At 62.3% G+C, this 22060-nt stretch carries 24 protein-coding genes; 11 read left to right on the plus strand and 13 right to left on the minus strand.

Going from position 1 to position 22060, the window contains the following annotated elements; translation table 11 throughout:
• Window positions 1-5: 5 nt before the first annotated feature.
• Together BMI88_RS02160 and BMI88_RS02165 are read left to right on the plus strand one after the other, a co-directional pair.
• Window positions 6-1001 carry an AAA family ATPase gene (locus BMI88_RS02160; RefSeq protein ID WP_168173924.1) on the plus strand — a complete coding sequence of 332 codons (996 nt, stop codon included), beginning with the start codon at window positions 6-8 and terminating at the stop codon, window positions 999-1001.
• A gap of 38 nt (window positions 1002-1039) precedes the next feature.
• Window positions 1040-1846 carry a metallophosphoesterase gene (locus tag BMI88_RS02165; protein WP_246831806.1) on the plus strand — a complete coding sequence of 269 codons (807 nt, stop codon included), beginning with the start codon at window positions 1040-1042 and terminating at the stop codon, window positions 1844-1846.
• A 180-nt stretch (window positions 1847-2026) separates the two neighbouring features.
• On the opposite strand, the gene BMI88_RS02170 is transcribed toward BMI88_RS02165, so the two are convergent.
• Complete coding sequence (locus tag BMI88_RS02170; protein WP_078545627.1) at window positions 2027-2491, minus strand: MAPEG family protein; 465 nt, start codon at window positions 2489-2491, stop codon at window positions 2027-2029.
• Window positions 2492-2548: 57 nt separating this feature from the next.
• Entirely contained in the window at window positions 2549-2884 is a 336-nt protein-coding gene (locus BMI88_RS02175; protein ID WP_078545629.1) for a YegP family protein, read from the minus strand.
• Window positions 2885-3076: 192 nt separating this feature from the next.
• On the opposite strand from BMI88_RS02175, the gene BMI88_RS02180 reads away from it, so the two are divergent.
• Window positions 3077-3607: a universal stress protein gene (locus tag BMI88_RS02180; protein WP_078545631.1), complete on the plus strand. Its 531-nt coding sequence runs from the start codon at window positions 3077-3079 to the stop codon at window positions 3605-3607.
• 201 nt (window positions 3608-3808) lie between these two features.
• On the opposite strand, the gene BMI88_RS02185 is transcribed toward BMI88_RS02180, so the two are convergent.
• From BMI88_RS02185 to BMI88_RS02225, 9 genes are all read right to left on the minus strand, one after another.
• Entirely contained in the window at window positions 3809-7018 is a 3210-nt protein-coding gene (locus tag BMI88_RS02185) for an autotransporter domain-containing protein (protein ID WP_168173925.1), read from the minus strand.
• A gap of 374 nt (window positions 7019-7392) precedes the next feature.
• Complete coding sequence (locus BMI88_RS02190; protein WP_078545635.1) at window positions 7393-8277, minus strand: DMT family transporter; 885 nt, start codon at window positions 8275-8277, stop codon at window positions 7393-7395.
• Window positions 8278-8405: 128 nt separating this feature from the next.
• Complete coding sequence (locus BMI88_RS02195) at window positions 8406-8870, minus strand: GNAT family N-acetyltransferase (RefSeq protein WP_078545637.1); 465 nt, start codon at window positions 8868-8870, stop codon at window positions 8406-8408.
• Between the two features lie 59 nt (window positions 8871-8929).
• Window positions 8930-9427 carry an anthrone oxygenase family protein gene (locus BMI88_RS02200; protein WP_078545639.1) on the minus strand — a complete coding sequence of 166 codons (498 nt, stop codon included), beginning with the start codon at window positions 9425-9427 and terminating at the stop codon, window positions 8930-8932.
• A 162-nt stretch (window positions 9428-9589) separates the two neighbouring features.
• On the minus strand, window positions 9590-10018 hold the full coding sequence (locus BMI88_RS02205; protein WP_078545641.1) for a DUF4345 domain-containing protein: 429 nt from the start codon (window positions 10016-10018) through the stop codon (window positions 9590-9592).
• A gap of 25 nt (window positions 10019-10043) precedes the next feature.
• Window positions 10044-10871 carry an NAD(P)H-binding protein gene (locus BMI88_RS02210; protein WP_078545643.1) on the minus strand — a complete coding sequence of 276 codons (828 nt, stop codon included), beginning with the start codon at window positions 10869-10871 and terminating at the stop codon, window positions 10044-10046.
• A gap of 108 nt (window positions 10872-10979) precedes the next feature.
• Window positions 10980-11984 (minus strand): AraC family transcriptional regulator, encoded by a 1005-nt coding sequence (locus tag BMI88_RS02215; protein WP_078545645.1) that lies wholly within the window; start codon window positions 11982-11984, stop codon window positions 10980-10982.
• Window positions 11985-12180: 196 nt separating this feature from the next.
• Window positions 12181-13104: an AraC family transcriptional regulator gene (locus BMI88_RS02220; protein ID WP_146673451.1), complete on the minus strand. Its 924-nt coding sequence runs from the start codon at window positions 13102-13104 to the stop codon at window positions 12181-12183.
• A gap of 48 nt (window positions 13105-13152) precedes the next feature.
• Window positions 13153-14106 (minus strand): alpha/beta hydrolase, encoded by a 954-nt coding sequence (locus BMI88_RS02225; protein WP_210401992.1) that lies wholly within the window; start codon window positions 14104-14106, stop codon window positions 13153-13155.
• Between the two features lie 380 nt (window positions 14107-14486).
• Between BMI88_RS02225 and BMI88_RS02230 the strand changes: the two genes are divergently transcribed.
• The 4 genes from BMI88_RS02230 to BMI88_RS02245 all read left to right on the plus strand — a co-directional run bounded on the left by BMI88_RS02230 (window position 14487) and on the right by BMI88_RS02245 (window position 18135).
• Window positions 14487-14960, plus strand: coding sequence for an autoinducer binding domain-containing protein (locus tag BMI88_RS02230; protein WP_078545647.1), 474 nt, complete (start codon window positions 14487-14489; stop codon window positions 14958-14960).
• Between the two features lie 487 nt (window positions 14961-15447).
• Window positions 15448-15858, plus strand: coding sequence for an FMN-binding protein (locus tag BMI88_RS02235; RefSeq protein WP_158522096.1), 411 nt, complete (start codon window positions 15448-15450; stop codon window positions 15856-15858).
• Window positions 15859-15865: 7 nt separating this feature from the next.
• Window positions 15866-16612 carry an FAD:protein FMN transferase gene (locus tag BMI88_RS02240; RefSeq protein ID WP_078545649.1) on the plus strand — a complete coding sequence of 249 codons (747 nt, stop codon included), beginning with the start codon at window positions 15866-15868 and terminating at the stop codon, window positions 16610-16612.
• Entirely contained in the window at window positions 16609-18135 is a 1527-nt protein-coding gene (locus BMI88_RS02245) for a hypothetical protein (protein ID WP_078545651.1), read from the plus strand. Before BMI88_RS02240 ends, BMI88_RS02245 begins: the two co-directional genes overlap by 4 nt.
• A gap of 130 nt (window positions 18136-18265) precedes the next feature.
• Here BMI88_RS02245 and BMI88_RS02250 read toward each other — a convergent pair whose 3' ends face one another.
• The gene (locus tag BMI88_RS02250; protein WP_078545653.1) at window positions 18266-19075 is read right to left on the minus strand and encodes a M90 family metallopeptidase; all 810 of its coding nucleotides are present in this window, start codon (window positions 19073-19075) and stop codon (window positions 18266-18268) included.
• 381 nt (window positions 19076-19456) lie between these two features.
• Between BMI88_RS02250 and BMI88_RS02255 the strand changes: the two genes are divergently transcribed.
• Genes BMI88_RS02255 through BMI88_RS02265 form a run of 4 tightly spaced genes read left to right on the plus strand, consistent with a single transcriptional unit; the run spans window position 19457 to window position 21063 of the window.
• Entirely contained in the window at window positions 19457-19714 is a 258-nt protein-coding gene (locus BMI88_RS02255; protein ID WP_078545655.1) for a YjhX family toxin, read from the plus strand.
• Between the two features lie 57 nt (window positions 19715-19771).
• The gene (locus BMI88_RS19910) at window positions 19772-19894 is read left to right on the plus strand and encodes a hypothetical protein (protein ID WP_281480134.1); all 123 of its coding nucleotides are present in this window, start codon (window positions 19772-19774) and stop codon (window positions 19892-19894) included.
• Window positions 19895-19921: 27 nt separating this feature from the next.
• Complete coding sequence (locus BMI88_RS02260; RefSeq protein WP_078545657.1) at window positions 19922-20110, plus strand: hypothetical protein; 189 nt, start codon at window positions 19922-19924, stop codon at window positions 20108-20110.
• On the plus strand, window positions 20107-21063 hold the full coding sequence (locus BMI88_RS02265) for an NAD(P)-dependent alcohol dehydrogenase (RefSeq protein ID WP_078545659.1): 957 nt from the start codon (window positions 20107-20109) through the stop codon (window positions 21061-21063). Before BMI88_RS02260 ends, BMI88_RS02265 begins: the two co-directional genes overlap by 4 nt.
• Before the next feature lie 2 nt (window positions 21064-21065).
• Here the strand turns inward: BMI88_RS02265 and BMI88_RS02270 are convergent, their stop codons facing one another.
• Window positions 21066-22037 (minus strand): NAD(P)-dependent alcohol dehydrogenase, encoded by a 972-nt coding sequence (locus BMI88_RS02270; RefSeq protein ID WP_246831807.1) that lies wholly within the window; start codon window positions 22035-22037, stop codon window positions 21066-21068.
• Between the last annotated feature and the right edge of the window lie 23 nt (window positions 22038-22060).

Genomic DNA, 22060 nt, shown 5'->3' on the forward strand with positions numbered 1-22060 from the left:
GTCGCATGTTCCCGAGCGACGAGTCTCGAGATAATTGCGGTGACATTTTCGACGATCCGTCGAAAGAGTGGCGTGAGCGAAATAAGCGTGAAAATCGGCGGATTTATCGCGCTGTCGAGCGACTTGTCGATCAGAAATTCAGGAGCACTTTCGAGGTCGACAAGAATATCAGCGACACGTCCGTCAAACGTATGCATCACCTTTATACGCATGGCGCTAGACTTGCGGGGCCGGAAGCCGCGGAGTCCGTTTATGATCTCGCGGCGGTGTTGCATGCGCAGGCGCCTTGGCTTGCAGAGGTGTCGACCTCGATCATGAACCAGGGGCTCGCGCATATTGCGGCTGGAGGCGTCGGGTTGCGCTTCGACCCGATGATCCTCGTCGGATCGCCAGGATGCGGGAAGACCCATTTCGCGCGGCTTGTTGCTGAATTTGCGCGCACGCCGCGCGCGATCATCGACGTGGGGGCCGGGGGTGCCGGGTTCCGGATCGCAGGCGTTGAACATGGCTGGTCCTCTGCCAGGTCAGGAGTCCCGGTCGAGTTGATCTCGGAAACCGCGGTTGCGAACCCGGTGATCGTTGTAGACGAGGTCTGCAAGGCGGGCGGCGCCATGCACTCTGCAGACAGGTCGGCAACGTCTCTGACAACATCGCTGCTACAGGTCCTTGAGCGGTCGAGCGCAGAGCACTTCGTCTGCCCGTTCTTGCGCACGCGCTTCGACCTTAGCCATGTGAACTGGATCCTAACCGCTAATTACGAGCACCAGATTCCCGCGCCGCTTCTCGACCGGTGTCAGGTGTTTCGTGTCGATGTGAGCAAGCCTGAGCACCTCGTGGCGTTCTTCAACCGTGCGGCCGGAGACGATGCTGAGCCGGGAGAGCTGGAACGCGTGGGCGCATTCATCGAGGAGATGTGCGATGTCGGGCGTCCTCCGAGCCTGCGGCAGATCGGGCGTCTTGCGAAATCTCTGCGCGCAACCAGACGCGATATGTTGATGTGATTGCCGCTAATTTCATCGCGAAGCGAGGAGCGGAAAGAATGATGAAAGCTCTGATCGTGGCGGATCTTCACTTGGATATGTGGTCCGAAGCGGGTCGAGATGCCCTTGAGCGTCTCGATTTTAGCGACGTTGGGCTGATGATTGTCGCCGGGGATCTCACGAACAAGCCGAAGGTCAGATGGAAGCAGGCGTTCGAGAGGATCGGGCAGCGCGTCGATCTCGAGCGCGTGTATGTCGTGCCTGGAAACCACGACTATTATCATCACGCGTTGGACGGTGATGACCGGCTCGAGCAGATCGCGCGCGACGCTGGGGTAAACTTCGCGCAGAAGCGAGAGATCATCTGCGGGAGCAAGCGATACCTTTGCTGCACGCTCTGGACGGACTTCCAGGAGGGGCCTGGAACTCTCGAGAGCCGGGATCATGATGCCCGGGCGAAGATGAACGATTACCGCTACATCCGCGTGGCGTCAGCCGGATACAGAAAGGCTCGGCCGGCGGATACGATTGCGAAACACCGCGAGCATCTCTCATGGCTGCGCTCAAAGCTGGCCGAGGGTTTTGATGGGGAAACCGCGGTTGTCACGCATCATGCACCGATCGTCGATGCGCTTCCAGCCGGACAGACGCTCAGCTGGTGTTATGCGAGCGATCTGAAGGATCTCATCGTCGAATATAGGCCGAGCGAATGGTTCTTCGGGCATACGCATCACCGAACTGAGCTCCTTGTCGGCAAGACGCAGATCATGAACGTGTCGGTCGGGTATCCGTTGCAGAACCTGGGTCGCTCTGCGGAGGGTAAGACGCCTCGGGTGAGGGTGTATCCGAGGGTGCGTCGAGTGTGAGTTTAGATTTGATTTGGGAAAGACGAGCCGGGATTGCCCCGTGCAAATGCTGCAAGAACCGCGTTTCCAGCGGTAACACTGGTCTCTGTGACTACGGAACGCATGCGTCTAGACCAGCGAGCCGACCGTCCCGGCGCCTAGCTGTGCTGAAAGGCGCAGGCCCCTCCCTTTTGCTCGGGCCTACGCAATCGCCACCCAGAGAACATGAAGGGCCATGTAGATCACGATCAAAGACCCGATCGTGTAGAAGGTCGCCCGGACTTCGTGGGTTTGGCACGTGGCATAAGCCAAGAAATGCGCAAGCCGTGTGGCAACGAACCCATACATCAGAGCCTGCGCGAGCCAAAGTGCGGGGTCGACCATGACGAACAGGAAACCCGCGACCCAGAAGGCTGGAATGTTCTCCAGGTCGTTTCGATGCATGCGCCGAGACCGATCAACATAGTCGTTGATCTCAAGCTGCGCCGGGTCGGGCGCCTTATTGAGAAGGCCACTTTGAACGTCCTCCGGGCTCGCAAGCCCGGAGTTGGTTTTCTGCATCCGGTAGACCGTCATCCAGCCCTGGCCCATCACTTTGAGTACCATCAGAGCGGCTGCAATCACGTAAGTCGCAAAGACCGGATTTTCCAAGCTCAGTAGGGCCATCTCATTCTCCATGGACCGCTCATTCGGGGCGCGTCACGCCGACGGAACAGCGCCTCTTCAAGCTGTCAGATCGTCGAGCTTGGCATCTGGTGCATTGTTTTTCACCGATGTGATGCCATTCTCGCGGGCGGCTTCGCTGCTATAGGCTTCGCTGGTCCCGATAACCTGCCCGTTGGTGGCCTTGAGGTTGAACATCGGTTTGCCCGACGTCGTGGCCTTGCGCTCATAGCGCTCGTCCTGCGGCGCGTTCTTGCGCACGGATGCGATGCCCTGTTCGGCGCTTGCCTTTTGCTTATACCCCTCGCTGGCAAGGATGGTCTCACCGTTCCCGGCTTTCAGTCGAAAGCGGTATTCGCCCGCCTTGTCCTTATAGAGTTCGAATTTTCCAGCCACCTGTCTGTATCCTTTTGAAAACTGATTACGCGATCAATGTGAAGCGAGCCGTCCTTCGTTGGCAATGCCTTTCGGATGCCCCAATCGTCCAAACGGCCAGATTGCAGGGCCATGCGTTCGGCGTTGAGCGCAATCAATGTGGCGATGCGCCATCGCTGTGATGCTGAAGCGTGAACACCGAGGGGGTATGACATGGTCAAGAAAATTCTCATCGCAACCGACGGTTCGGACGCGTCAAATCGCGCGGTGGAGCTCGGAGCGGATATTGCCGCGCGCTTCAGCGTGCCGGTCGTGCTACTCCATGTTCTCTTGCGCGATCACCTCTCGGAGGGGCTGCGGCACATGGCCGAAGTGGAATACGAACCCGCAGAGGGTGGTCGGACCCTCTTCGAAGCGGTTTCGGCGCTGCCCCATGCCCGCTTCCCCCTCGCAGATCTCATACCGAGGAACGCCCAGACCGAGGACGAGTTGCTGCGCGCCGTGGCAAAGCGCATCCTCGACGTCGCCGAGCGCACGCTGCATGATCATGGCGTGGAGGGCGTGGAAAGTCTGACCGCAGATGGCGATGCCGCCCGCCGGATCGTCGAAGCTGCCGAGGACTCCGGCGCAGACATGATCGTGATGGGCGCGCGGGGGCTATCGGACCTCAAGGCGCTGATTGTTGGAAGCGTTTCTCAAAAGGTCCAGCATCTGTCTCCCGTGACCGTCGTGAGCGTCCGCTGATCTCGAGACATGACCTGAGCGGAGGCGGCGGCCTCGATGGGCGTCCGAGCAGAGCTACGATCACGCGCAATCGTCGACTTCTGAATATGCGCTCTGACCCATGCCCATGGGCCGACATCAAAATCAGCCCATGGTTCTCGTTCTGCGAGGTCGCAAAAGTTCAGTGGACCTTCTGATTTTGTGCCGATCTGAACTTCGAAATCAGAAGGAGATATACATCGAGGCTCTTACCTGTTGGCTATGTGCGGAGGCGAGGTCCGAGGTGAACTGATAGCCCAGCTCGAAATCCATGTTCTGATCGACCGTGCCGCGCAGCGACAGCCCGAGGGTCAGGGCATCCTGCGATTGCGTGTCCCCGGCGAAGGAGTAATCCATCGTTCCGAGATCGGCGTAACCGAGCGTTTGCGTGAAGCCACCGTTGAAAGCATGCCGGTATTCCAGCTGGGCGCCGGGTGTCAGGGTGCCCCAGTCGCGACGCATGTCATATTCGGCCGTGATCCCGATGACGCTCGAAGCTGTCGTGTTTTCGAGCTTTCCGTAGTCTAGCGCCCAAACCGACGAGCCGGTTTCCGAGTAGCTGTCCAGCGACAGTTTCACCACGTCGAGGCGGCCATAGCTCGACGTGCTCCATCGTCCCAATTGCCCGAGTTGCGATAGGCCGAGCGAGCCGAAGAGCATATGGCCGCCGCGCTCGCCCGAAAGCATCACGCCGCCGTCGGTCGAGTAACGGTTTTCCCGGAAGTCGAGCTTCCCATAACCGCCTGTCGCATCGAGGAAGAGATCGGGCTTCATCTGCCATGTGGCGTAGAGCGAAACGGTTTTCGCCCGCGAGCGCGACTTGCTTCCATCCGGCCCGAAGGTCGTCCGGTTATACCCGAAGCCAAGCGCAGCCCCCGCGGCCATATCGCTGCCGAAGACCCGGTCGACACCGAGCGTGATTCCTTGCGTCGAGAGCTTGTTGGTGTAGCCGCCATCGACCTGATCCCTGCCGAAATCGAGCGTGCCCGTTGCCCAGATACGGTAGGGCAGATTAGAGCCGTTCTGAGCGGGCTGCAAAGCGCGGGAAACGAGATCGATGACCTGCTCCGGCTCCGAGGAGGTCTCCGAATTGGTGGCGGTCGGATCGAGCAGGTAATTCGTGCTCGGCGTGGTCGCCCCTTGGGCTGCCGAAGCCTCCGGCGCACCGCCTGTCCCCGCAAAGGCTTGGGATGTCGTTCCCCAACCGGTGCGGCTTCCGCCCGAGCGCAGCATGCCATGAAGCGTGTCGAGACGCCGATGGGTGTTGTCGATCTGGGTTTGCGCGAAGCGGTGCGATGTCGAAACCTGCGAGACGATCATGCTTCTCACGGTCGGATCGAGCTCAGGGGCAGGGCGGCCGTTGACGGCCAGGGACTGTGCCGCCGAGCTTGCGGGCGCATTGGCGGCATCCCCGGAGTAATCCGCGGTGATCGAATGCGAACCCGTCGAGAGCGTGCGCGTGGTATAGCTCGCCGTCGAGCCGGATAGCGCGACCGTCGCAATCGCGGTGCCACCGTCGCGGAAGATGATGTTGCCGGTCGGCGAGGCGCCGCTCGTCACACTCGCCGTCATCGTGACCGGAACGCCTTGCAGCGCGCTGCTCGACGAAAGGGTCAGCGATACGCCGGTCGCGGCTTTCGAGACGGTGAAGCCCGCGTAGCTTTGTTGATCGGTATTGCCCGCGCCATCCTTCACCTGCACCGTGAAATCATAGGACCCGGCCGTTGTCGGCGTTCCGCTCAGGACACCGCCACTGCTCAGGCTGATATTGGACGGAAGGGTGCCCGAAGCAATCGAGAACGTGTAAGGCGCGTTGCCGCTCGTGGCGGTGATCGTCTGATTGTAGGGCGTGCCGACCATTGCGCCGGGCAGGCTCGTGGTGGAGATCACCGGCGAGGCGGCCGTCACGTTGAGCGCGTAGTTTTGCGTTCCGGTATAGGGCCCCGTGCCGGTCGAGCTGTCAGTGGCGGTGACGGAAAAATTGAAGCTGCCGTAGCCCGTCGGCGTGCCGGAAAGCACGCCGCCTGACGAGAGGGTCACACCAGTGGGCAAGGTGCCGGAAACGGAATAGGTGTAGGGGGCGGTGCCGCCACTCGCTGTGATCGTCTGGCTGTATGCCGTGTTCTGCGCCGCATCGGGCAAGGTCGTCGGCGCCACGGAGATAGTCGGTTGGTTTACGGTCAGCGTGTAGGTTTTCGTGGCGCTCGCCGGCGACCCTGTGCCGGTGCTGCTATCAGTTGCCTTCGCTGTGAAGGAGAAAGTGCCGCCCGCAGTCGGTGTGCCCTTGAGGGTCCCGGAGGTCGTGAGGTTCACCCCCGCAGGTAGGGATCCCGATTGAACTGTAAACGTGTAGGGTGCGATGCCGCCACCGGCCTTGATCACCTGACTATAGGGGCTCCCCACAGTCGCATTGGTAAGAGAGGCTGGCGAGGTAATGCTTATTGTCGCTGAGGCGATCGTCAGCGTGAAGGACTTCGTCACCTTGAAGGGCCCGTTCCCGGTGCTGGAATCGGTGCCTGCGACAGTTAACTGGAAAGTGCCGCTGACCGTGGGTGTGCCGGAAATCGTGATGGATGTGCTGTTGAAGGCTGTGACGCTAAGACCAGCGGGGATGCCGAGGATCGAATAGCCGATATAGGGGGCCGTGCCACCCGAGAAGGTGAAGGTCTGGCTGTAGCTCTGTCCGACGGTTGCGCTGAACGACCCGCTGGCGGCGATGCTCAGGGTGGGATTGCTCACGGTGATCGAGGCGGTCGCCGCGTTCGAAGTTCCGGTGGAATTGGTGCCGGTATAGGAAAAGCTGTCCGCCCCGGCATAGCCGGCGGTGGGCGTGTAGGTGATCGAGGTCCCGCTGACGCTGGTCGTCCCGTGGGAGGGCTGCGAGGTCACCGCAACCGAAGTCGGGGTGCCGCCGCCGGAAAAGTCGAGCGGGATGCTGTTGGCGCTGCTGCCATAGGCAACCGTCTTCGAGACCGCGCCGGCCACTGGGGCTGCGGGCCCCGAGCCGGTGTAGGCCACGGTGATAATGCCGCCGTTATAGGTTGCCGTATCGAGCCCATTGACCGTGACGATCGGGATGATCTCCAAATTCGACGTGTCGCTCGACGTCGTTACATAGCGCGCCGTGCAGGTGACCGTTGCGTTCGTCTGGTTCGTGCCTGCCGGGCAAATTGTCTGAACCGAGCCGGCGGGAAACGCCTGAAAGGTGATCGAAGCGGAATTGTAGGCGTAAGAGCCCGTGTTGAAGGTGACGCTCAGATCAATGGTCTGGCCTGCGCCGGAGAAGGTCGTGGGAGATGCGGTCGGCGTGCCCACGAAGGTGACGGCGGCGGCGGCCTGTCCGAAGAAGATCAACGCCGTTGCGATCCCGAGGGCACGCAGCGCTGTGCGCATTTTTTGATCCAAGCGGCTGGCTGGATTGTCGCTCTGAGTGGATTTGGAGGTTGCCGTAGCGGCAGGTTCACGACATGCGACAAGACGCGCGAACAGGCGCGCAAGCTTGTTGAAAGCTTCCATTTGAAATTGTCCCCGTTTGGCCCCCACAGGCCTGAATTTATTGATTTTCGGCGCGTTGACGTAACGTGCGTCTCATCCCTGTTTTCAATCAGGTGGATAAGTTCGTGGCTGTCAAATCACTAACGTTATTATCACCGATACGTGATACGGGCATTTCTCGCCAAGGCGGTATCTTCCCGGTCGGATCGCAGGGTTTCGCTGCGGTTAGCCCGGATGGCCCGATATCCTCTTTCTCGGTGACAAAACTCGCTTCAGTCGCTGGCCTGTTTATGCTCGCGGAAGATCGTGAAAACGCCGCTCGCGATGATGATCGCCGCGCCCACGACCGTCATCGCATCGGGGCTCTCACGCCAGATGAGCCAGCCAAAGAGCGTCGCCCAGAGCAAACCGGTGTAGTCCAGAGGCGCCACGACGACCGCAGGCGCGAAACGGAAGGCCTGCGTGATCATCGTCATCCCGGCGGTGCCGAATATCGCGAGCCCCGCGAAAAGCCAGAGATCCTCGGACCGCACCGGCACCCAGACGAATGGCACGATCAGCGCACTCAGCAGCGCGCCTGCGCCCGTCAGGTAGACAAGCAAAGTCCACACGCTCTCGCGGCTGTCCACCCAACGGGCGCTGAGCATCAGCAGGGCATAGACAAGTGCCGTCGCGACTGGCAGCAGTGACACCAGCTGAAACGTCGCGCCGCCCGGGCGGATGATCACGAGAACCCCGAGAAACCCGACCAGCACGGCGAGCCAGCGCCGCCAACCGACCACTTCCCCGAGGAAAGAGGCTGAAATCACGGTGATGAAGAAGGGGGCGACGAAGATAAGCGCGGTCGCCTCTGCCAGACCGAGATGGATGAAGCTGGTGAAGAACATCATTGCGGCCCCAACCCAGAGCGCACCGCGCAGCAAATGCGCAAGCGGCCGGTGCGACCGCAAGGCTTTGGGGCCACCGAAGAGCAGCGCGATCACGATGGTGGCCGGCAGGGCGATCACGTTGCGCAGGAATAGGATCTGCAGGGGGGAATAGCCGGCGGTCAGTGCTTTCGCGAAGGCGTCATTGGCGCTCAGACAGGCCACGCCCACGCACATCAGGAAGATGCCCTGCGTGTAAGGTCTCGGCGCGTTGGAAACCGCAGAGCTCATCGTTGCCTCCCTGATTGGACTAGCCCTACGAGGAGGGGTCAAACGAGCCAGACCTACACTGTCGGAGGGAGCGCGGAAAGCGCGACATGGTTCTTTGGAGTTCGCCTGCGAGATTAGTCGCCCCTTTCTCAGAGCTTCAGCTTGTATCCGACATGGGTCGGTTCAAATCCCAAACGGTCATAGAAGCGATGCGCGTCCGGACGGGCCTTGTCCGTGGTGAGCTGAACCAGCGAACACCCGCGCGCCCGGCATTCGCTGATCGCCCGGGCAAACATCGCTTCCCCAAGCTTGCCGCCCCGATAATCGCGCGCGATCCGCACCGCCTCGATCTGTCCGCGCCAGGCGCCCTGTCTGGCGAGGCCGGGCAGGAAGCTGAGCTGCAATGTTCCGACGACCGCTCCCTTGCGCTCGGCAACGACCAGCCGCTGGTTCGGGTCGCTTTCGATTGCGGAAAAGGCCGCGCGGTAGGGCTCTGGCAGGGGCGCGCGCAAATCCTCGCGCATGGCCCCCAGCGGATCGTCAGCGAGCATCTCGACGATCACGAGCAGATCGGTCTCGCGAGCCGGGCGAATGGTCAGAGGTATATCGATCATGGTCTTGTCCTCTCTAATGCGCGGCAGATCCGAGCGCGGCGGCTCCAGCCCGAACCCCGTCACACCTGTCCGGCCACCGTGACGGTCGCGCCGAGGTAGCCGATCGAGGCGGCCAGTGCGGTCACCCAGCGCAGATGGTTCCAGCGGGTCCAGTCGCGCGTGTAACTGGCCCAATAGGCATATGCGTCGGGGCTCTGGTGCTCCATGCGGTCAAGACGCTGATTCATCGGCACGTTCTTGCGGGCGGTGACCGCCACGACGCCGAGGATGTAGAACCCGGCGGCCGCGGCGAGCCAGAGCGCCACGTCAGGTCCCGCAAGGTATATCCCGACGACCGCGAGCAGGATCGAGACGAAGGCCAGCCCGAGCAGGAGCGTGGCGAATAGCGATCGATAGACCTCACGGTTTATCATCTGCATCGCTTCGATCCCGGCTGCGGGTTCGGCCCGTCCAAGCGCGCGCATCACGAAATCGGAGAAGGAGAGAAACACACCTGCGACGAGGCCTGTGGCAAGCGTTGCGGCGACGAGGCTGATTTCGAAGAGTTGTTGGATCATTGGGGTGTCTTCTTTCGGAGCGTTCGGTTGGCGATGGCGGCGACGGCGCGGTGCAGGTGGCAGAGAGCGATGAAAATCAGCCCTTTGGATGCCATGCGCTGTCCAACTCCCCGGTCATATCGAGCACGCGCAGAAGAGCCGCGCCGCGCCGGCACGGCAGGCTCAGCGCGCCGGCTGCGCCGCCGGGAGGCCGGGTGCCCGCTGCCAAAGGCGGCGGCGGAACGCGGCGAGGCAGAGCACGGCGAGAAACAGTTCCACGACGAGCGCGCCGATCACGTTGCCCGAAGGCATCTCGTCCGCGACCAGCCCGACCAGCCGTCCGACCGGAAAGGCGATGAAGACCGTCAGGGCCGCCGCAATCGCGACGGGCAGGGCTGCCTGCCGCCAGATGCCGAGCAGCATCAGAAGACCGAACCCCGCGAGCCCGGCGCCGGGCGCGCGCAGTTCGCTCAGCAGGTTGGCGTCGTCGCCCAACGTGATGCCGTAGCTGGCGTAGAAGGCGTGCGGCACGAACAGGATGGACGCGCCGATGGTGAACGCGGTGAGGCCGGAGAGGCCGAGCGCGATCTTCTCGAACAGGGTGGGGCTCATGTCATTTTCCTTTCGTGGGGCGGTATCAGGCAGCGCTTGTCCAGGCGCCGGTTCGGGCGGCGGCCCGGGCGAAATCCGCAAAGTCGCGGGGGCCACGGCCGAGCGCGCGCATAACGCCGTCTGCGGTGTGGGCGTTGCGCCCGTCCAGCGTTTCGCGCGCGATGGCGGTGAAGACGTCGGCGACGAAGTCGCCGCCAGCCTGCGCGATGGCCTCGTGGAACGCCTCGAAGCTGATCGGGATGTGCCGGATCTCGCTCCCGGTGGCCCGCGATAGCTCGCCCGCCATGTCGGCAAATGTCATCAGCCGCGGTCCCGTCACCTCATAGAGTTCGCCCTTATGGCCGTCTTCGGTCAGCGCGGCGACGACGACCTCGGCAATGTCGTCGATGTCGATGATGGGCTCGGCGATATCGCCGCCGGGCATCGGAAGGATACCGGCAAGGACCGGATCGCGAAGGTAGCCCTCGGAGAAGTTCTGGGCGAACCAGGCGGCCCGGACGATCGTGAAGTCGATGCCCGATTTGCGCACCACCTCTTCGCCCAGCCGGGCGTGGTGTTCGCCGCGACCGGAGAGCAACACGAGGTGTTCGACGCCAACGGCGCGGGCCGTCTCGCAGAGGGACTCGAGTTTTTCCACGGCTCCGGGGAAAGCAAGGTCAGGAAAGTAGGTGACGTAGGCTGCGCGCGCTCCGCGCAGGGCTGGCGCCCAGGTCTCCGGGGCGTCCCAGTCGAAGGGCGTGGCAGAACTGCGCGAGCCGCGGCGCACGCGAAGGCCCCGCGCCTCGAGGCGGTTGGCGACGCGGCGGCCGGTCTTGCCGGTGGCGCCGATGACGAGAATCTCCCGATCTTGCATGGGCTGTCTCCCTGGCTTCGGTTGCGATAACCAAGGGATAAGCGCGGGGAGGCAGCGCGGTCTTGACCGGTGAGGCCAGCCTTTTGACCGCCGTCGCCAACGCGCCCGTCAGCGGTGGGTCATATCCTTGCGGTAGCTCGCCGGCGTCGCGCCGACCCAGCGCTTGAACGCGCGGGTAAAGGCGCTCTGCTCGGAGAACCCGGTGAGGAACGCGATCTCGGCCAGGGAATGGCTCTCGTCGCGCAAGAGCCCCTCGGCGAGGTCGCGGCGGGTTTCTTCGGTGAGCCTCTGAAAGTTCACCCCGTGCTCGGAGAGGCGCCGGTGAAACGACCGCGCACTCAGCCCGAGACTACCAGCGATCTCGGACATTTTGGGTGCGCCCTCGCTGAGGGCTTGGGCAATTGCGGTTTTCGCCTGCGAGACGAGCGCGGGCTCCTGCGTGATCTCGGCCATTTCCGCGTCGAGATGCTTTGTTAGATATTTCGAAATACCCTCGTCCCCAAGAATATTGGGCCGGGCCAGCGTCTCGTTGTCATAGAGGATCGCGTCGAGATCGGCCCCGAAGCGCACCGGACAGCCGAACCAGTCTTCGTGTGCGGTAATCGAGCGCGGGGCGGGATGCCGGACAAGCACTTCCACGGGCGCGAGGGGCACTGGTGAGACCTGCCTTGCGATGGACACGGCGCTCGCAAGGGTCGCCTCGTTCGACAGCCGCATCCCGAGGCGCCGCTCGCCTTCACGGTGCAGGATGAAGAGGGTGCCCCCGGCCTCCGGCCGCAGTTCGTATTCGACGACGCTGGTCCAGAGGCGCGCATAGCGTTCGACCCGCGCGTAGGACGCCCCAAGCGTCGTTGCGGCCTTGAAGGCCAGTCCAAGCGCACCGTATTCATCAAGCCGCATCGAGGCGCCCGTACGCAGCGGAAGATCCGTCACGTCGATCTGATCGGCAATTTTCTCGAGCATGTCGTAGTAACGCTCGGCGGAAACCATCCGCCCGGCGTTCCAGGGATCGTCAGGAGTAATCCCGACGCGGGCCAGCATCGCGGCAGCGTCAACGCCACCGCCCGCTGCGGCGACGATCTTGCGTGCGAAGAGAGACGTCACATACCCCATACCCCGTATCCTACGGTGCGCGTGGTGAGCCGCCAAGCTCACGTTGGCCCCGAGCGCGCGGCGGGCAGGGTGGCCTCTTTTCGCCAGCCCTTCCTTCTAACATGAGAGTGCAGAAGGAAGATGCTGGCCCAAACCGGATATTCGTCGCTGGAGCTGATGCAGCGCAAGAAACCCCGCCTCAAGCGATATAGGCGTCTTATATCGCTACATCGAGCCGCAGCTGGTCGATATCCTTCTTCGGAGGATTTCCGAACAGCCGGGAGTATTCCCGGCTGAACTGCGAGGGGCTTTCATAGCCTACTTGGAAGGCCGCGCTGGCTGCATCGAGATGGTCGTTGAGCATCAATTGGCGCGCCTCGTTCAGACGGAGCCATTTCTGGTATTTGAGCGGGCTCATCGTGGTGAGCTCGCGGAAATGCTGGTGAAAGGTCGAACTGCTCATCTGCGCGCGGGCCGCGAGGTCGTCCACCCGGAGGGGCTCGGCATAGTTGAGCTTCATCCAGTTGAGCAGGGCGAGAATGCGTTGGTTCGGGCTACCGGCGGCAACGAAAGACCACAGACGGTCCCCCTGATCGCTGCGCAGGAGCCGATAGTGGATTTCCTGCCGGATCAATGGCGCAAGAACGGGGAGGGCCTCGGGATCGTCCAGAAGCGCCACGAGCCGCTCCAGCGGGGCGAGAAGGTCAGAGGTCATGGTGCCCACCGCGATACTGCTGCGCTCCTTTGCGTGAGAGGGCGGTGGCGTCACGTTGCGCGCGACCATCTCGGCCAGCATCCTCTGGTCGAGCTTCAGGACCAGTCCAAGGCAGGGCCGTTCTTCGCTCGCCTCGATGATCTGCGTCTGCCCGGGGATTTCCAGAGAGGTGATCAGAAAACCGGACGGGTCGTATCGATGCGGCGCGCCGCCCACGAACATCTGCTTGGCCCCTTGCGCCACGACCAGAAGCGCGGGTTCGACCAGGCAGACATCCGGCTCGGTCGGGCGCGTGCGCCGGAAGAAGCTAAGATCGGGGAGAGGGATCGAGACATCTTCCGAACCCTCTGCCCATTGCTCGATCATCGCGGCGAGGGCTTCGTGCGAATGTCCATATCGGATGGTCTGCTCATTCATCGGCATCATGCCCCGTCTGCAGGTCGGAGCCGCCCTCAGGCGGCTCCGAGCATTTTATCACAGGTTCTCGTTGAAGAAGCTGGTGAATTTGTCGAAGGGGATCTTGTCGACCTGATCGTAGAGATCGGTGTGGTTCGCATCTTCGACGATGAACAGCTCTTTTGGTTCGGCCGCGGCGGCGTAAGCCGTCTCGCTGAAATAGAGCGAATGCGCCTTGTCGCCGTGAACGAACAGGCTCGGACGCGGCGAAATTTCGTCGATATAGGTCAGGAGCGGCATGTTCATGAACGACAGGGGCGTCGTCAGAGTCCAGGATGCGTTCGAGTTGACCGACCGGGGGTGGAAGCCGCGCTCTTCGGACTTGTAGTAACCGGCGTATTCCACGACGAATTGCGGCTCGCCGCCCTGAAGTTCGAGCGAGACCGGGCCATAGGCCGGAGCGCCGTTTTCCGCATCGACCCAGCGCTGCTGACCGAGCGCCTCGAGAGTTTCCGCGCGCTGCTCGGGCGTGGTGCTGTCGAAGTAGCCTTTGGCCATCATCCGGCTGATGTCATACATCGTGGTGACCGCCACGGCCTTGACGCGCTTGTCCACCGCGGCTGCGTTCAGGCCCATACCGCCGAAGCCGCAAATCCCGAGGATGCCGATGCGCTCGCGATCGACCGCCTCCAGCAGACCGAGATAGTCGACGGCGGCGCTGAAATCCTCGGTATTGATGTCGGGCGAGGCGACATTGCGCGGGCTGCCGCCGCTTTCGCCTGTGAAGGACGGGTCAAATGCCAGGGTCACGAAGCCGCGCTCGGCGAGCGTCTGCGCGTGGAAGCCGGAGGATTGCTCTTTCACGGCGCCGAACGGGCCGCTGATCGCGATTGCGGCGAAGGGGCCGTCGCCCTTGGGAGCGTAGAGATCGCCCGCCAGCGTGATGCCGTAGCGGTTGGTGAAGGTGACCTTGCCGTGGTCGACCTTGTCGCTTTTCGGGAAGGTTTTGTCCCAGTCTTGCGTGAGTTCCATCATGTGTCCTTTCGAGATCGACGCGCCAATCTGCGTAGCGGCGTTGCACTCGAAATAAGTCCCGAAGGCCGGAGACAGGTATATCATTCCGGGGGTATTCTTGCCTGATCCTCCGAAAGCGCATTTTCTTTCGCTTCTCTGGTTGCGAGGTGTCGTTTCAGGATGCCGATCCCATCGGAACGGCGCTGTCGCGCTTTCTGCCCAAGGCACTCTCGACTTGGAAACTCCCGCTGCGGCTGCTCCAGAGTCCTCAGGCACAGCACGGGTTTCACCGGTCTCAGCTCGTTTCCCGAATTTACAAATCGAAGTTTTCAAGAAACTGCCCTAAATACGCCAAAAGCATCGGCGAAGAGTTGCAAGATGTGGTCAGGAGGCGAGACATGGATAATCTGCGTAAGATCGAGGACCTATTGCAACGTCTGAACCGGGTCTGCGATTGGACATTCGCGTTGGGCCTGCATGTTCGCTTTGCTAGTCCGACCCTTAGCTATCTCACCTACCCAAAAGAGTGGGTCGATTACTACACTGAAAAAGAGCTCGTTTTTGTGGATCCGACCGTCCGCTGGGCGATCTCCAATCAGGGCATTTGTGACTGGGAAGATCTCGCCGACGGTGACCAGAGTGACGTGTTCGGCGCCGCCGCGCGTTTCGGATTGCGCTTCGGAAAAGTCATTGCGCTTGGGGAGCTGGACCGCTCGCTCGGTTTCTTCGCCCATCCGTCTCGTCCGATCACGCAGGACGAGATCGAGCAGGCTCAAACATTGATGCAGGAGCTTCACGATGTGACCCGCGATGCGCTGGACATGTCCGAGGAGGAGCTTGAGAAATTGCGTCAAATTATCGTGCCAGCGTAGCTGGTCGTTTGAAGACCGGGCGCAATACTGTCGGGGGGCGTCGCCCGTCTCGAGCCCGGCGCGGCTATCGTTCTCATCTCGGTCTGGGCGGGGCCGCGTGCGAACCGTCCGCGCGTAGCCAATAGCTTCCGTGCCCGACCTCTCGTCGGCTTTCGTCCCAGCATATGGGCTGACGATCCTCGCAGAGACTGCGTTCCCCCTCAGGTTGCTGTTTCGGCGGCGGTGAGGCTGACGGCGCACAAGTGCTGGCAGGGTGAAAGATCCGCGAAGGAGAGGCGACACCCCAAGCTGATATGGGGGCGGGCGCGACTGCGTTCTCGATAGGGCCGCTCCCTTCGCTCGCAATTGCTTCACGCAAAGGGGAACGGGCGCGACTTCAATGTCGATGCGGAACACGTATCTTTATAAGTGGTCTGGGGGCAGGCGAGCGACCGTCAAATCGAAGTCACCGGGCCGGGAGCCCGCAAGGAATATCAGGAGGTCCCCAATGACGAGCAGGAAGTTTACAAGCGCACTTTCAGGCACCGTTCTCGCTGTGCTGCTCAGTTCGACCGCGGCATCGGCAGGCTTTTTCTCGAGCTTTTCGCAGCCTCGCCAAATTCCCGCGAACGCTCAATTTCAGGACGGCACTTGGACCGGGTCTCCGGTCCGCCAGTATTACGGCTATGTGCAGGTGCAAGCCCATGTGAAAAATGGGAAAATCGCCTCCATCGATATCCTCAGATCGCCGACGGATCGCAGGACGAGCCGCTATATCAACAGCAAGGCGCTGCCGATGCTCGAGCGCGAAATCGTCATGGCGCAGAATACCAACGTCTCTTACATTTCCGGCGCAACGCTCACCAGCCAGGCGTTCCTGAATTCGGCAAATGATGCGCTGCTGAAATCGCTGAAATAGTCCGGCCATGACCGTCGAGACGCGGATCATCATGGGAATGCCGATCACGCTCGACATCCCGAATTCCGAGGGCGCAGACATTCACGAAAGGGTGTTCGACGTCTTCAATGACGCGGATAAACGCTTCAGCCCCTTCCGCCCTGACAGCGAAGTTTCGCGCTTCAATTCGGGCGAGATCGATGAGCCCGCACTCAGTTCCCAGATGCGCGACGTCCTGAAGATCGCCCATGACATGCAAGAGATCACGGACGGGTATTTCGACATTCGGCGCGAGGATGGAACCATCGATCCTTCCGGTGTCGTGAAAGGATGGGCGATCCTCGGTGCGGCCCGACTGCTCGAGAGAGACGGGTTCGAGAATTTCTGCATCGACGCGGGCGGAGACATTCAAGTCGGCGGGCGCGATGCGCGCGACCGCGAGTGGTCGATCGGTATTCGCAATCCCTTCGATCCGCGCCAGATCGTCAAGGCGATCGCGCCAAGAGGGCAGGGCGTGGCGACGTCGGGCAACTACGTCCGTGGCGACCATATCTATGACCCGCATGACCGAACCCGCCGCATCGAAGGCCCCGTCAGCATAACCGTGATCGCAGAGGACATTCTCGTCGCGGACCTACACGCCACGGCGGCCTTCGCGATGGGCGACAAGGGCATCTACTACATCGAAGCCCTTGATGGCCTCGAAGCCTACCAAATCCACCAGGATGGAACGGCCGTGCAAACGACCGGTTTCAAGGAGTTTGTCTTCTCATGATGAAACTGATCAGGCGTTCGCTGAATGGCGTCACGATGTATCGATTGATGGCCTATTATCTCGGGATCCTGTTTCTGGGCGGGATTGCGGTCGGCATGATGGGTGCGGCCTTCCTCGACCCTGTCGGGCTTGTCGTGTCGCTCGTGCTCTCTGTCGCGAGCGCCTGGGTGACGAACCGGCTTTTCAGCTTTTTTCTGAAGCTGCCGACGAACGCGGAGTCCGTCTATATCACGGCCCTGATCCTCGCACTCATCATGCCGCCGGCGGATTTCGCCGATCCGATGACACTGGCCGCGATCGTGCTCGCATCGGTCGTCGCGATCGCGTCGAAATTCATCCTGACGATCGGGCACAAACACATCTTCAACCCGGTGGCGATCGGCGCCGTCGCCGCGGGGGTAGGGCTCAACACCCCGGCCTTGTGGTGGGTCGGGGGCACGCCTCAGCTGTTGCCTCTGGTGATCCTCGGCGGGCTGCTCGTCGCCTATAAGATCGAGCGCCTCGGCATGATCGCGGTCTACATCCTGTCCAACCTCGCCGCCGTTCTGCTGACGACGCCGCCGGGCATGATGGGAATGGCGCTGCAACAGACGCTCCTCTACTCGCCGCTGTTCTTCGCGGGTTTCGCGATGCTGACGGAGCCGCTGACGGCTGCGCATGGTCGCTGGTCGCGGCATGTCTACGCCGCCATTGTCGGGGTTCTGTCTTCCTCGAATATCCATATCGGGACGATGTACTTCTCCCCCGAAATGGTCTTCCTCGTGGCCAATATCTACGCCTGGGCCGCGAGCCCGAAGGGCCGGTTCAAGATGAAGCTGGTCGGTGTCGAAGAGATCGCCGCGAATTGCTACGAATTCGTCTTTCAGTCGGATCGCGCCCTGAAATTCCGGGCGGGTCAGTATCTCGACTGGACGCTGGGGCTGTCGGGGTCGGACAAGCGCGGCAACCGCAGGCCCTTCACCATCGCCTCCGCGCCCGGGGCCTCGGCCGTGCGGGTTGGCGTCAAGTTCAACCCTCAGGGAAGCGCGTTCAAGCGGGGGCTTTTGCGGATGCAGGAAGGCGACACGATTTACGGCTCCCAGATAGCGGGCACATTCGTCCTGCCGCGGCAGCGCGAGAAGAAGCTCCTGTTCATTGCGGGCGGGATCGGCATTACCCCGTTTCGCAGCATGATCGCCGACCTCCTCGAACGCGGTGAGAAACGCGATATCGTTCTGGTCTACGCGAACAGGTCAGCAGACGAGATCGCGTATCGAGAGCTTCTGACCCGCGCGCGCAACGAGTTGGGGATGAAGGTGGTCTACGCGGTGTCCGGAGAACCCGGCTCCGCCATATATGATGATGTTACACTGGTGCAGGGCCGGATGGACGAGACGAACTTGCGCGAATGCGTTCCCGATCTGGACGAACGGCGCGTCTATGTTTCCGGCGCGAGCACCATGGTCTCCGGGTTTCTGAAGATGCTGCGCAAATGTGGGGTCCGTCGCAGATGGATCCACACGGATGCCTTCGCCGGGCTGTGATGGCGGCGGCCTCGTTCTGGAGTGTATGCCGCGCTGTCTTGAAACCCTCGATGAGAGCGGGATGAGCCGGTGGATGCCGGATCTCCCGGCAGGCCGGAAGGTCACGGAGGCGAGCCTGCGCGCCGGGGCATCAGGCCCATGTCGATGGCTCAAGCTGGAAGAGTATCGACAGCTGTTCATAGACTGCAGGTTCGGCGTGTTTCAGCTCTGCCGGTCGCTCGAAGAAGGCCTCGACAAGGACCGCGAAGAACTCCTCCGGCCCCTCGGCGCCGTAGGGGTCTATCACGGTGCGCCGCCCGTGTCTGACGTGCTGAACATGGCGCTCGTAAGACTCGGAGAATGGCACTGCCCAGCCCGCGAAGCTCTGCTCTTTGCTTAGCACCGGAATGCCGTCCGTGTGACCTGAAAGATCGTCGAGCTGGTGGGCGAACTCATGCAGGACGACGTTGTGGCCATCATGATCGTTGGAGGCGCCCCACCGGGTGTGCTTCCAAGACAGAACGACCGGACCGCGCGCCCAGCTCTCCCCGGTCCGGATGGTCTCGCGCTCCGTCAAAACATAGCCGCTGCGCTGAGCTTGTCTGGACTTGAAGGCCCCGGGATAGATCAGGATGGTGCGAAGGTGATCGTACCAGCTGTCCGAATTCACGATGAGAAGACAGGCTTGGGCGGCGATGGAGAGCCGCATTTCCTCGGTCACCTCCAAGCCATTGCAGCCGAGGAATTCGACCTGATCCAGAAACAGGCTGATCTTGCCGTCGAGCCGGGCTTGCAGGTCGTCCGGCAGTCTTCGGATCAGCGGAACCTGTTGCTTCACAATGGTACGCTGACGCTCCGGCAGCGCGGTCGTCAGCAGTTGGGCTCGCTTGTGCCGCTTGAGCCAGAAGAACGCTCCAACGGCGCCCGCGACAATGACCATGAGGATCAGGAATATCGGCATTACCGCTGTCCAATCTGGGCTGGTGTATCTGATGGCGTAGATAGTCGCTGAGGACAATGCAACTGGCGCTCTCGTTGCGGCTCTTTATCAGAACGCTCGGCGCCAGAGCTTTCGCGAAAGGCCATGAACGCCCGCATTTCTGCAACGCCACTGCTTTGATCGCGCAGAGATGTCGCAGGTGACTTGTTATGCTTGGCGTCCGTGCCTAACTGTCCAACAGGTATGAGGCAGAGACCTCATGCGATGGAGATTTTATGCAAGAGCCCCGGGCATAAGCCCGTTCCCGATCAAGTGATACGGGAACGCCAGAACCAAAAGAACACTCACGCGCAACGCTGAGTGCCTCTGTTTCTGCACTCTCATAAAATCGAGACCAATCCCTTGAATATCTCAAAGCACGAACAGCGTGTTTTGCATGAACTCGCCCTTGGCGGAGCAATCCACCATGAAAGAAGCGAGGGCGGCAAGATACGCGCCATCACCTGTTACACGCGCGACGGTTACGTCCTTTCGGACTGCACGCTCGACGTGTTTATGCGCCTGAGAAAACGGCGCTTCATCCGCTCGCAGAACGGCCAGCCTTATCGCGTATCGCGGCAAGGCATCAAAGCCGTGCGCGCGCAGCTCAATCAACGATGACAAACCTGAGGAGCATGATCATGCAAACGACAATCTGCTATGACGGTCGACGTGCCCATGAAAAGGATCAGGGCGCTCTACGGGCGCATCGGCGACTGGCTCGGCTGGCTGTCGGTCGGGCTTGTCGGGCCGTTCGGCTTGGGTGCCGTGATCTTTGGGCGTCGCGCGCGAATCGACTAGGATTTGCATGAAGAGGGGGAGAGACCGATGGGCTTGCGACGTAAGAGAAAAGAACTGGTCGGACTGGTCGGCGCAATCGGCGTGGTGATCGCGATTGCCGGATTTGTCGGCGGCTACCTGAGCCCCGGCGCCACGATCGTCTGGACCTTGGGGGTCTGGATCGTCGGTACGATGCTGGTCCGTGTGTTCACCGATCCCCCCGGACCCGGCAAATGAAGGCCATGACCTATCACCGCTACGGCGGGGCCGAGCAGCTGCGGCTTGCGGACCTGCCGGTGCCCGAGCCGGGCAAGGGCCAGCTTCGGCTCCGGGTAAGTGCCTGCGCGGTGAACCTGTCGGATTGGGAATATCTCACGGGCGCGCCGTTCTACGCGCGAATGGTCGGCGGGTACTGGCGGCCGAAGCAACCGGTGCTGGGCTCGGATGTCGTGGGGATCGTCGACAAGCTCGGTCCCGACACGCCCGGCTTCGCGATCGGTGACCGGGTCATGGGGGATGTCGTCATGACCCGCGGCGGCTTCGCCGAATATGTCTGCGTGCCCTCTGAACTGATGGTGAAGGTGCCCGAGAGCCTGTCCGACGCGGTCGCCGCCTGTTTGCCGCAGGCGGGCGGCATCGCCGTCGCGGGGACCGAAAATGTCACGGCAGGGGTCAGGCTGCTGATCAACGGGGCCGGGGGCGGTTCGGGCACGATGGCGCTGCAACTGGCGAAGGAGGCAGGGGCTTTCGTGTGTGCGGTCGACAATGGCGGCAAGGTCGACTGGCTGCGCGCGCTCGGTGCCGACGAGGTGATCGACTATCGCGCACAGGACTTTACCGAGACCGGGGCCACCTGGGATCGCATCCTCGACATGGTGGCGACGCGTGGGCCCCGCCGCATCGCGAGGGCGCTCGCGCCGGGCGGCATCTACCGGGCGGTCGGCGGCGAGGTGCGCGTGCTCTTGTCTCTCCTGCTCGGTGGGGCGATCTACCGGGGGCGGCACAAGTCGATCGGAATGCTGATGGTGCCCTCGGGACGCGAACTGACCGCGCGCGTGGCGGCGCTGGCACAGGCGGGGCGGATCGCGCCGCATCTCGAGGCGGAGCTGCCGCTGGCCGAGCTGCCAGAGGCACTGGCGCGCACCGGTCATGGCGAAGTCAGGGGCAAGATCGTGATCCGCCCATCCTGATCCTAGGGGATGTCGATCCTCACGATCCCGGTCTTCTGCCCGGTCTCGACATAGCGGAAGGCCTCGACGATCTCGTCCAGCCGATAGCGCCGGTCGAAGACGCCCCGGAACCGCCCCTCGGCCATCAGCCCGGCGAGGCGTCGCACGAAACCGGGGGCATTCTCGGGAAAGGGGAGCCGCACGCGCTTGCTGCCGGTGAGCGCGCACCAGCCGGAGAGGAACAGGTGCGACCAGCCGGGGCCCAGATCGGTCGCCGTAAAGATGCCTTCGGGTGTCAGTAGCGGGCGGCAGGCGCGCCACGAGGTCTTGCCCACCGCGTCCATGACAAGGTCGAAGCGCTCGGCGATCGCGGTGAAATCCTCGGTCTCGTAATTCACCACCCGGTCGGCCCCCAGGCTCTGGGCCAATTCGAGGTGACGGGTTCCGACGACCGCCGTGACATGCGCCCCGCGCGCCTTGGCAAGCTGAACCGCCGCAGAGCCGATGGCGCCGGAGGCACCGTAGATCAGGCAGCGGGCGCCCTCGGACAGCAGGCTGGTGGTCGCGTCGGCATACCAAGCGCCTTCGCCCACTACAGCCTCATCGAAGGCGAGATCGCCCGGGATCCGCGCCAACGGTCCGTCGGCGGGCAGGCAGAGATATTGGGCATGGGCGCCGAACCGCTCGGGCGACAGGCCGAAGACCCGCTCCCCGGGCCGGAAGGCGCTCACGCCATCGCCCAGAGCATCGACCACGCCGGCGAAATCCATCCCGAGCGTGGGCATCTTCGGCCGCAAGAGCCCCGTCATCGCCCGCGCGAAGAAGGGATGGCCGCGCAGCGTGGCCGTGTCGGTCCGGTTCACCGTTCCGGCATGCACGCGCACCCGGATTTCACCCGGTGCGGGCGCCGGGATGGGGACCTCGTCGAGCCAAAGCGTGTCAGGCGCTCCATAGCGGTCGCAAAGCACTGCAGTCATCGTTTCCGCGTCGGTCATTTTTCCAGACTATCAGCCGAACG

Origin of the sequence: Thioclava sp. F36-6, from assembly GCF_002020305.1 — a bacterium.
Lineage (GTDB): Bacteria > Pseudomonadota > Alphaproteobacteria > Rhodobacterales > Rhodobacteraceae > Thioclava > Thioclava sediminum.

Coding starts and splice junctions, on each gene's coding strand:
- BMI88_RS02160 (WP_168173924.1), top strand. CDS start 6: ATGTTCCCGAGCGACGAGTCTCGAGATAATTGCGGTGACATTTTCGAC.
- BMI88_RS02165 (WP_246831806.1), top strand. CDS start 1,040: ATGATGAAAGCTCTGATCGTGGCGGATCTTCACTTGGATATGTGGTCC.
- BMI88_RS02170 (WP_078545627.1), bottom strand. CDS start 2,491: ATGGCCCTACTGAGCTTGGAAAATCCGGTCTTTGCGACTTACGTGATT.
- BMI88_RS02180 (WP_078545631.1), top strand. CDS start 3,077: ATGGTCAAGAAAATTCTCATCGCAACCGACGGTTCGGACGCGTCAAAT.
- BMI88_RS02185 (WP_168173925.1), bottom strand. CDS start 7,018: ATGCGCACAGCGCTGCGTGCCCTCGGGATCGCAACGGCGTTGATCTTC.
- BMI88_RS02190 (WP_078545635.1), bottom strand. CDS start 8,277: ATGAGCTCTGCGGTTTCCAACGCGCCGAGACCTTACACGCAGGGCATC.
- BMI88_RS02195 (WP_078545637.1), bottom strand. CDS start 8,870: ATGATCGATATACCTCTGACCATTCGCCCGGCTCGCGAGACCGATCTG.
- BMI88_RS02200 (WP_078545639.1), bottom strand. CDS start 9,427: ATGATCCAACAACTCTTCGAAATCAGCCTCGTCGCCGCAACGCTTGCC.
- BMI88_RS02205 (WP_078545641.1), bottom strand. CDS start 10,018: ATGAGCCCCACCCTGTTCGAGAAGATCGCGCTCGGCCTCTCCGGCCTC.
- BMI88_RS02210 (WP_078545643.1), bottom strand. CDS start 10,871: ATGCAAGATCGGGAGATTCTCGTCATCGGCGCCACCGGCAAGACCGGC.
- BMI88_RS02215 (WP_078545645.1), bottom strand. CDS start 11,984: ATGGGGTATGTGACGTCTCTCTTCGCACGCAAGATCGTCGCCGCAGCG.
- BMI88_RS02220 (WP_146673451.1), bottom strand. CDS start 13,104: ATGATGCCGATGAATGAGCAGACCATCCGATATGGACATTCGCACGAA.
- BMI88_RS02225 (WP_210401992.1), bottom strand. CDS start 14,106: ATGGAACTCACGCAAGACTGGGACAAAACCTTCCCGAAAAGCGACAAG.
- BMI88_RS02230 (WP_078545647.1), top strand. CDS start 14,487: ATGGATAATCTGCGTAAGATCGAGGACCTATTGCAACGTCTGAACCGG.
- BMI88_RS02235 (WP_158522096.1), top strand. CDS start 15,448: ATGACGAGCAGGAAGTTTACAAGCGCACTTTCAGGCACCGTTCTCGCT.
- BMI88_RS02240 (WP_078545649.1), top strand. CDS start 15,866: ATGACCGTCGAGACGCGGATCATCATGGGAATGCCGATCACGCTCGAC.
- BMI88_RS02245 (WP_078545651.1), top strand. CDS start 16,609: ATGATGAAACTGATCAGGCGTTCGCTGAATGGCGTCACGATGTATCGA.
- BMI88_RS02250 (WP_078545653.1), bottom strand. CDS start 19,075: ATGCCGATATTCCTGATCCTCATGGTCATTGTCGCGGGCGCCGTTGGA.
- BMI88_RS19910 (WP_281480134.1), top strand. CDS start 19,772: ATGAAAAGGATCAGGGCGCTCTACGGGCGCATCGGCGACTGGCTCGGC.
- BMI88_RS02260 (WP_078545657.1), top strand. CDS start 19,922: ATGGGCTTGCGACGTAAGAGAAAAGAACTGGTCGGACTGGTCGGCGCA.
- BMI88_RS02265 (WP_078545659.1), top strand. CDS start 20,107: ATGAAGGCCATGACCTATCACCGCTACGGCGGGGCCGAGCAGCTGCGG.
- BMI88_RS02270 (WP_246831807.1), bottom strand. CDS start 22,037: ATGACCGACGCGGAAACGATGACTGCAGTGCTTTGCGACCGCTATGGA.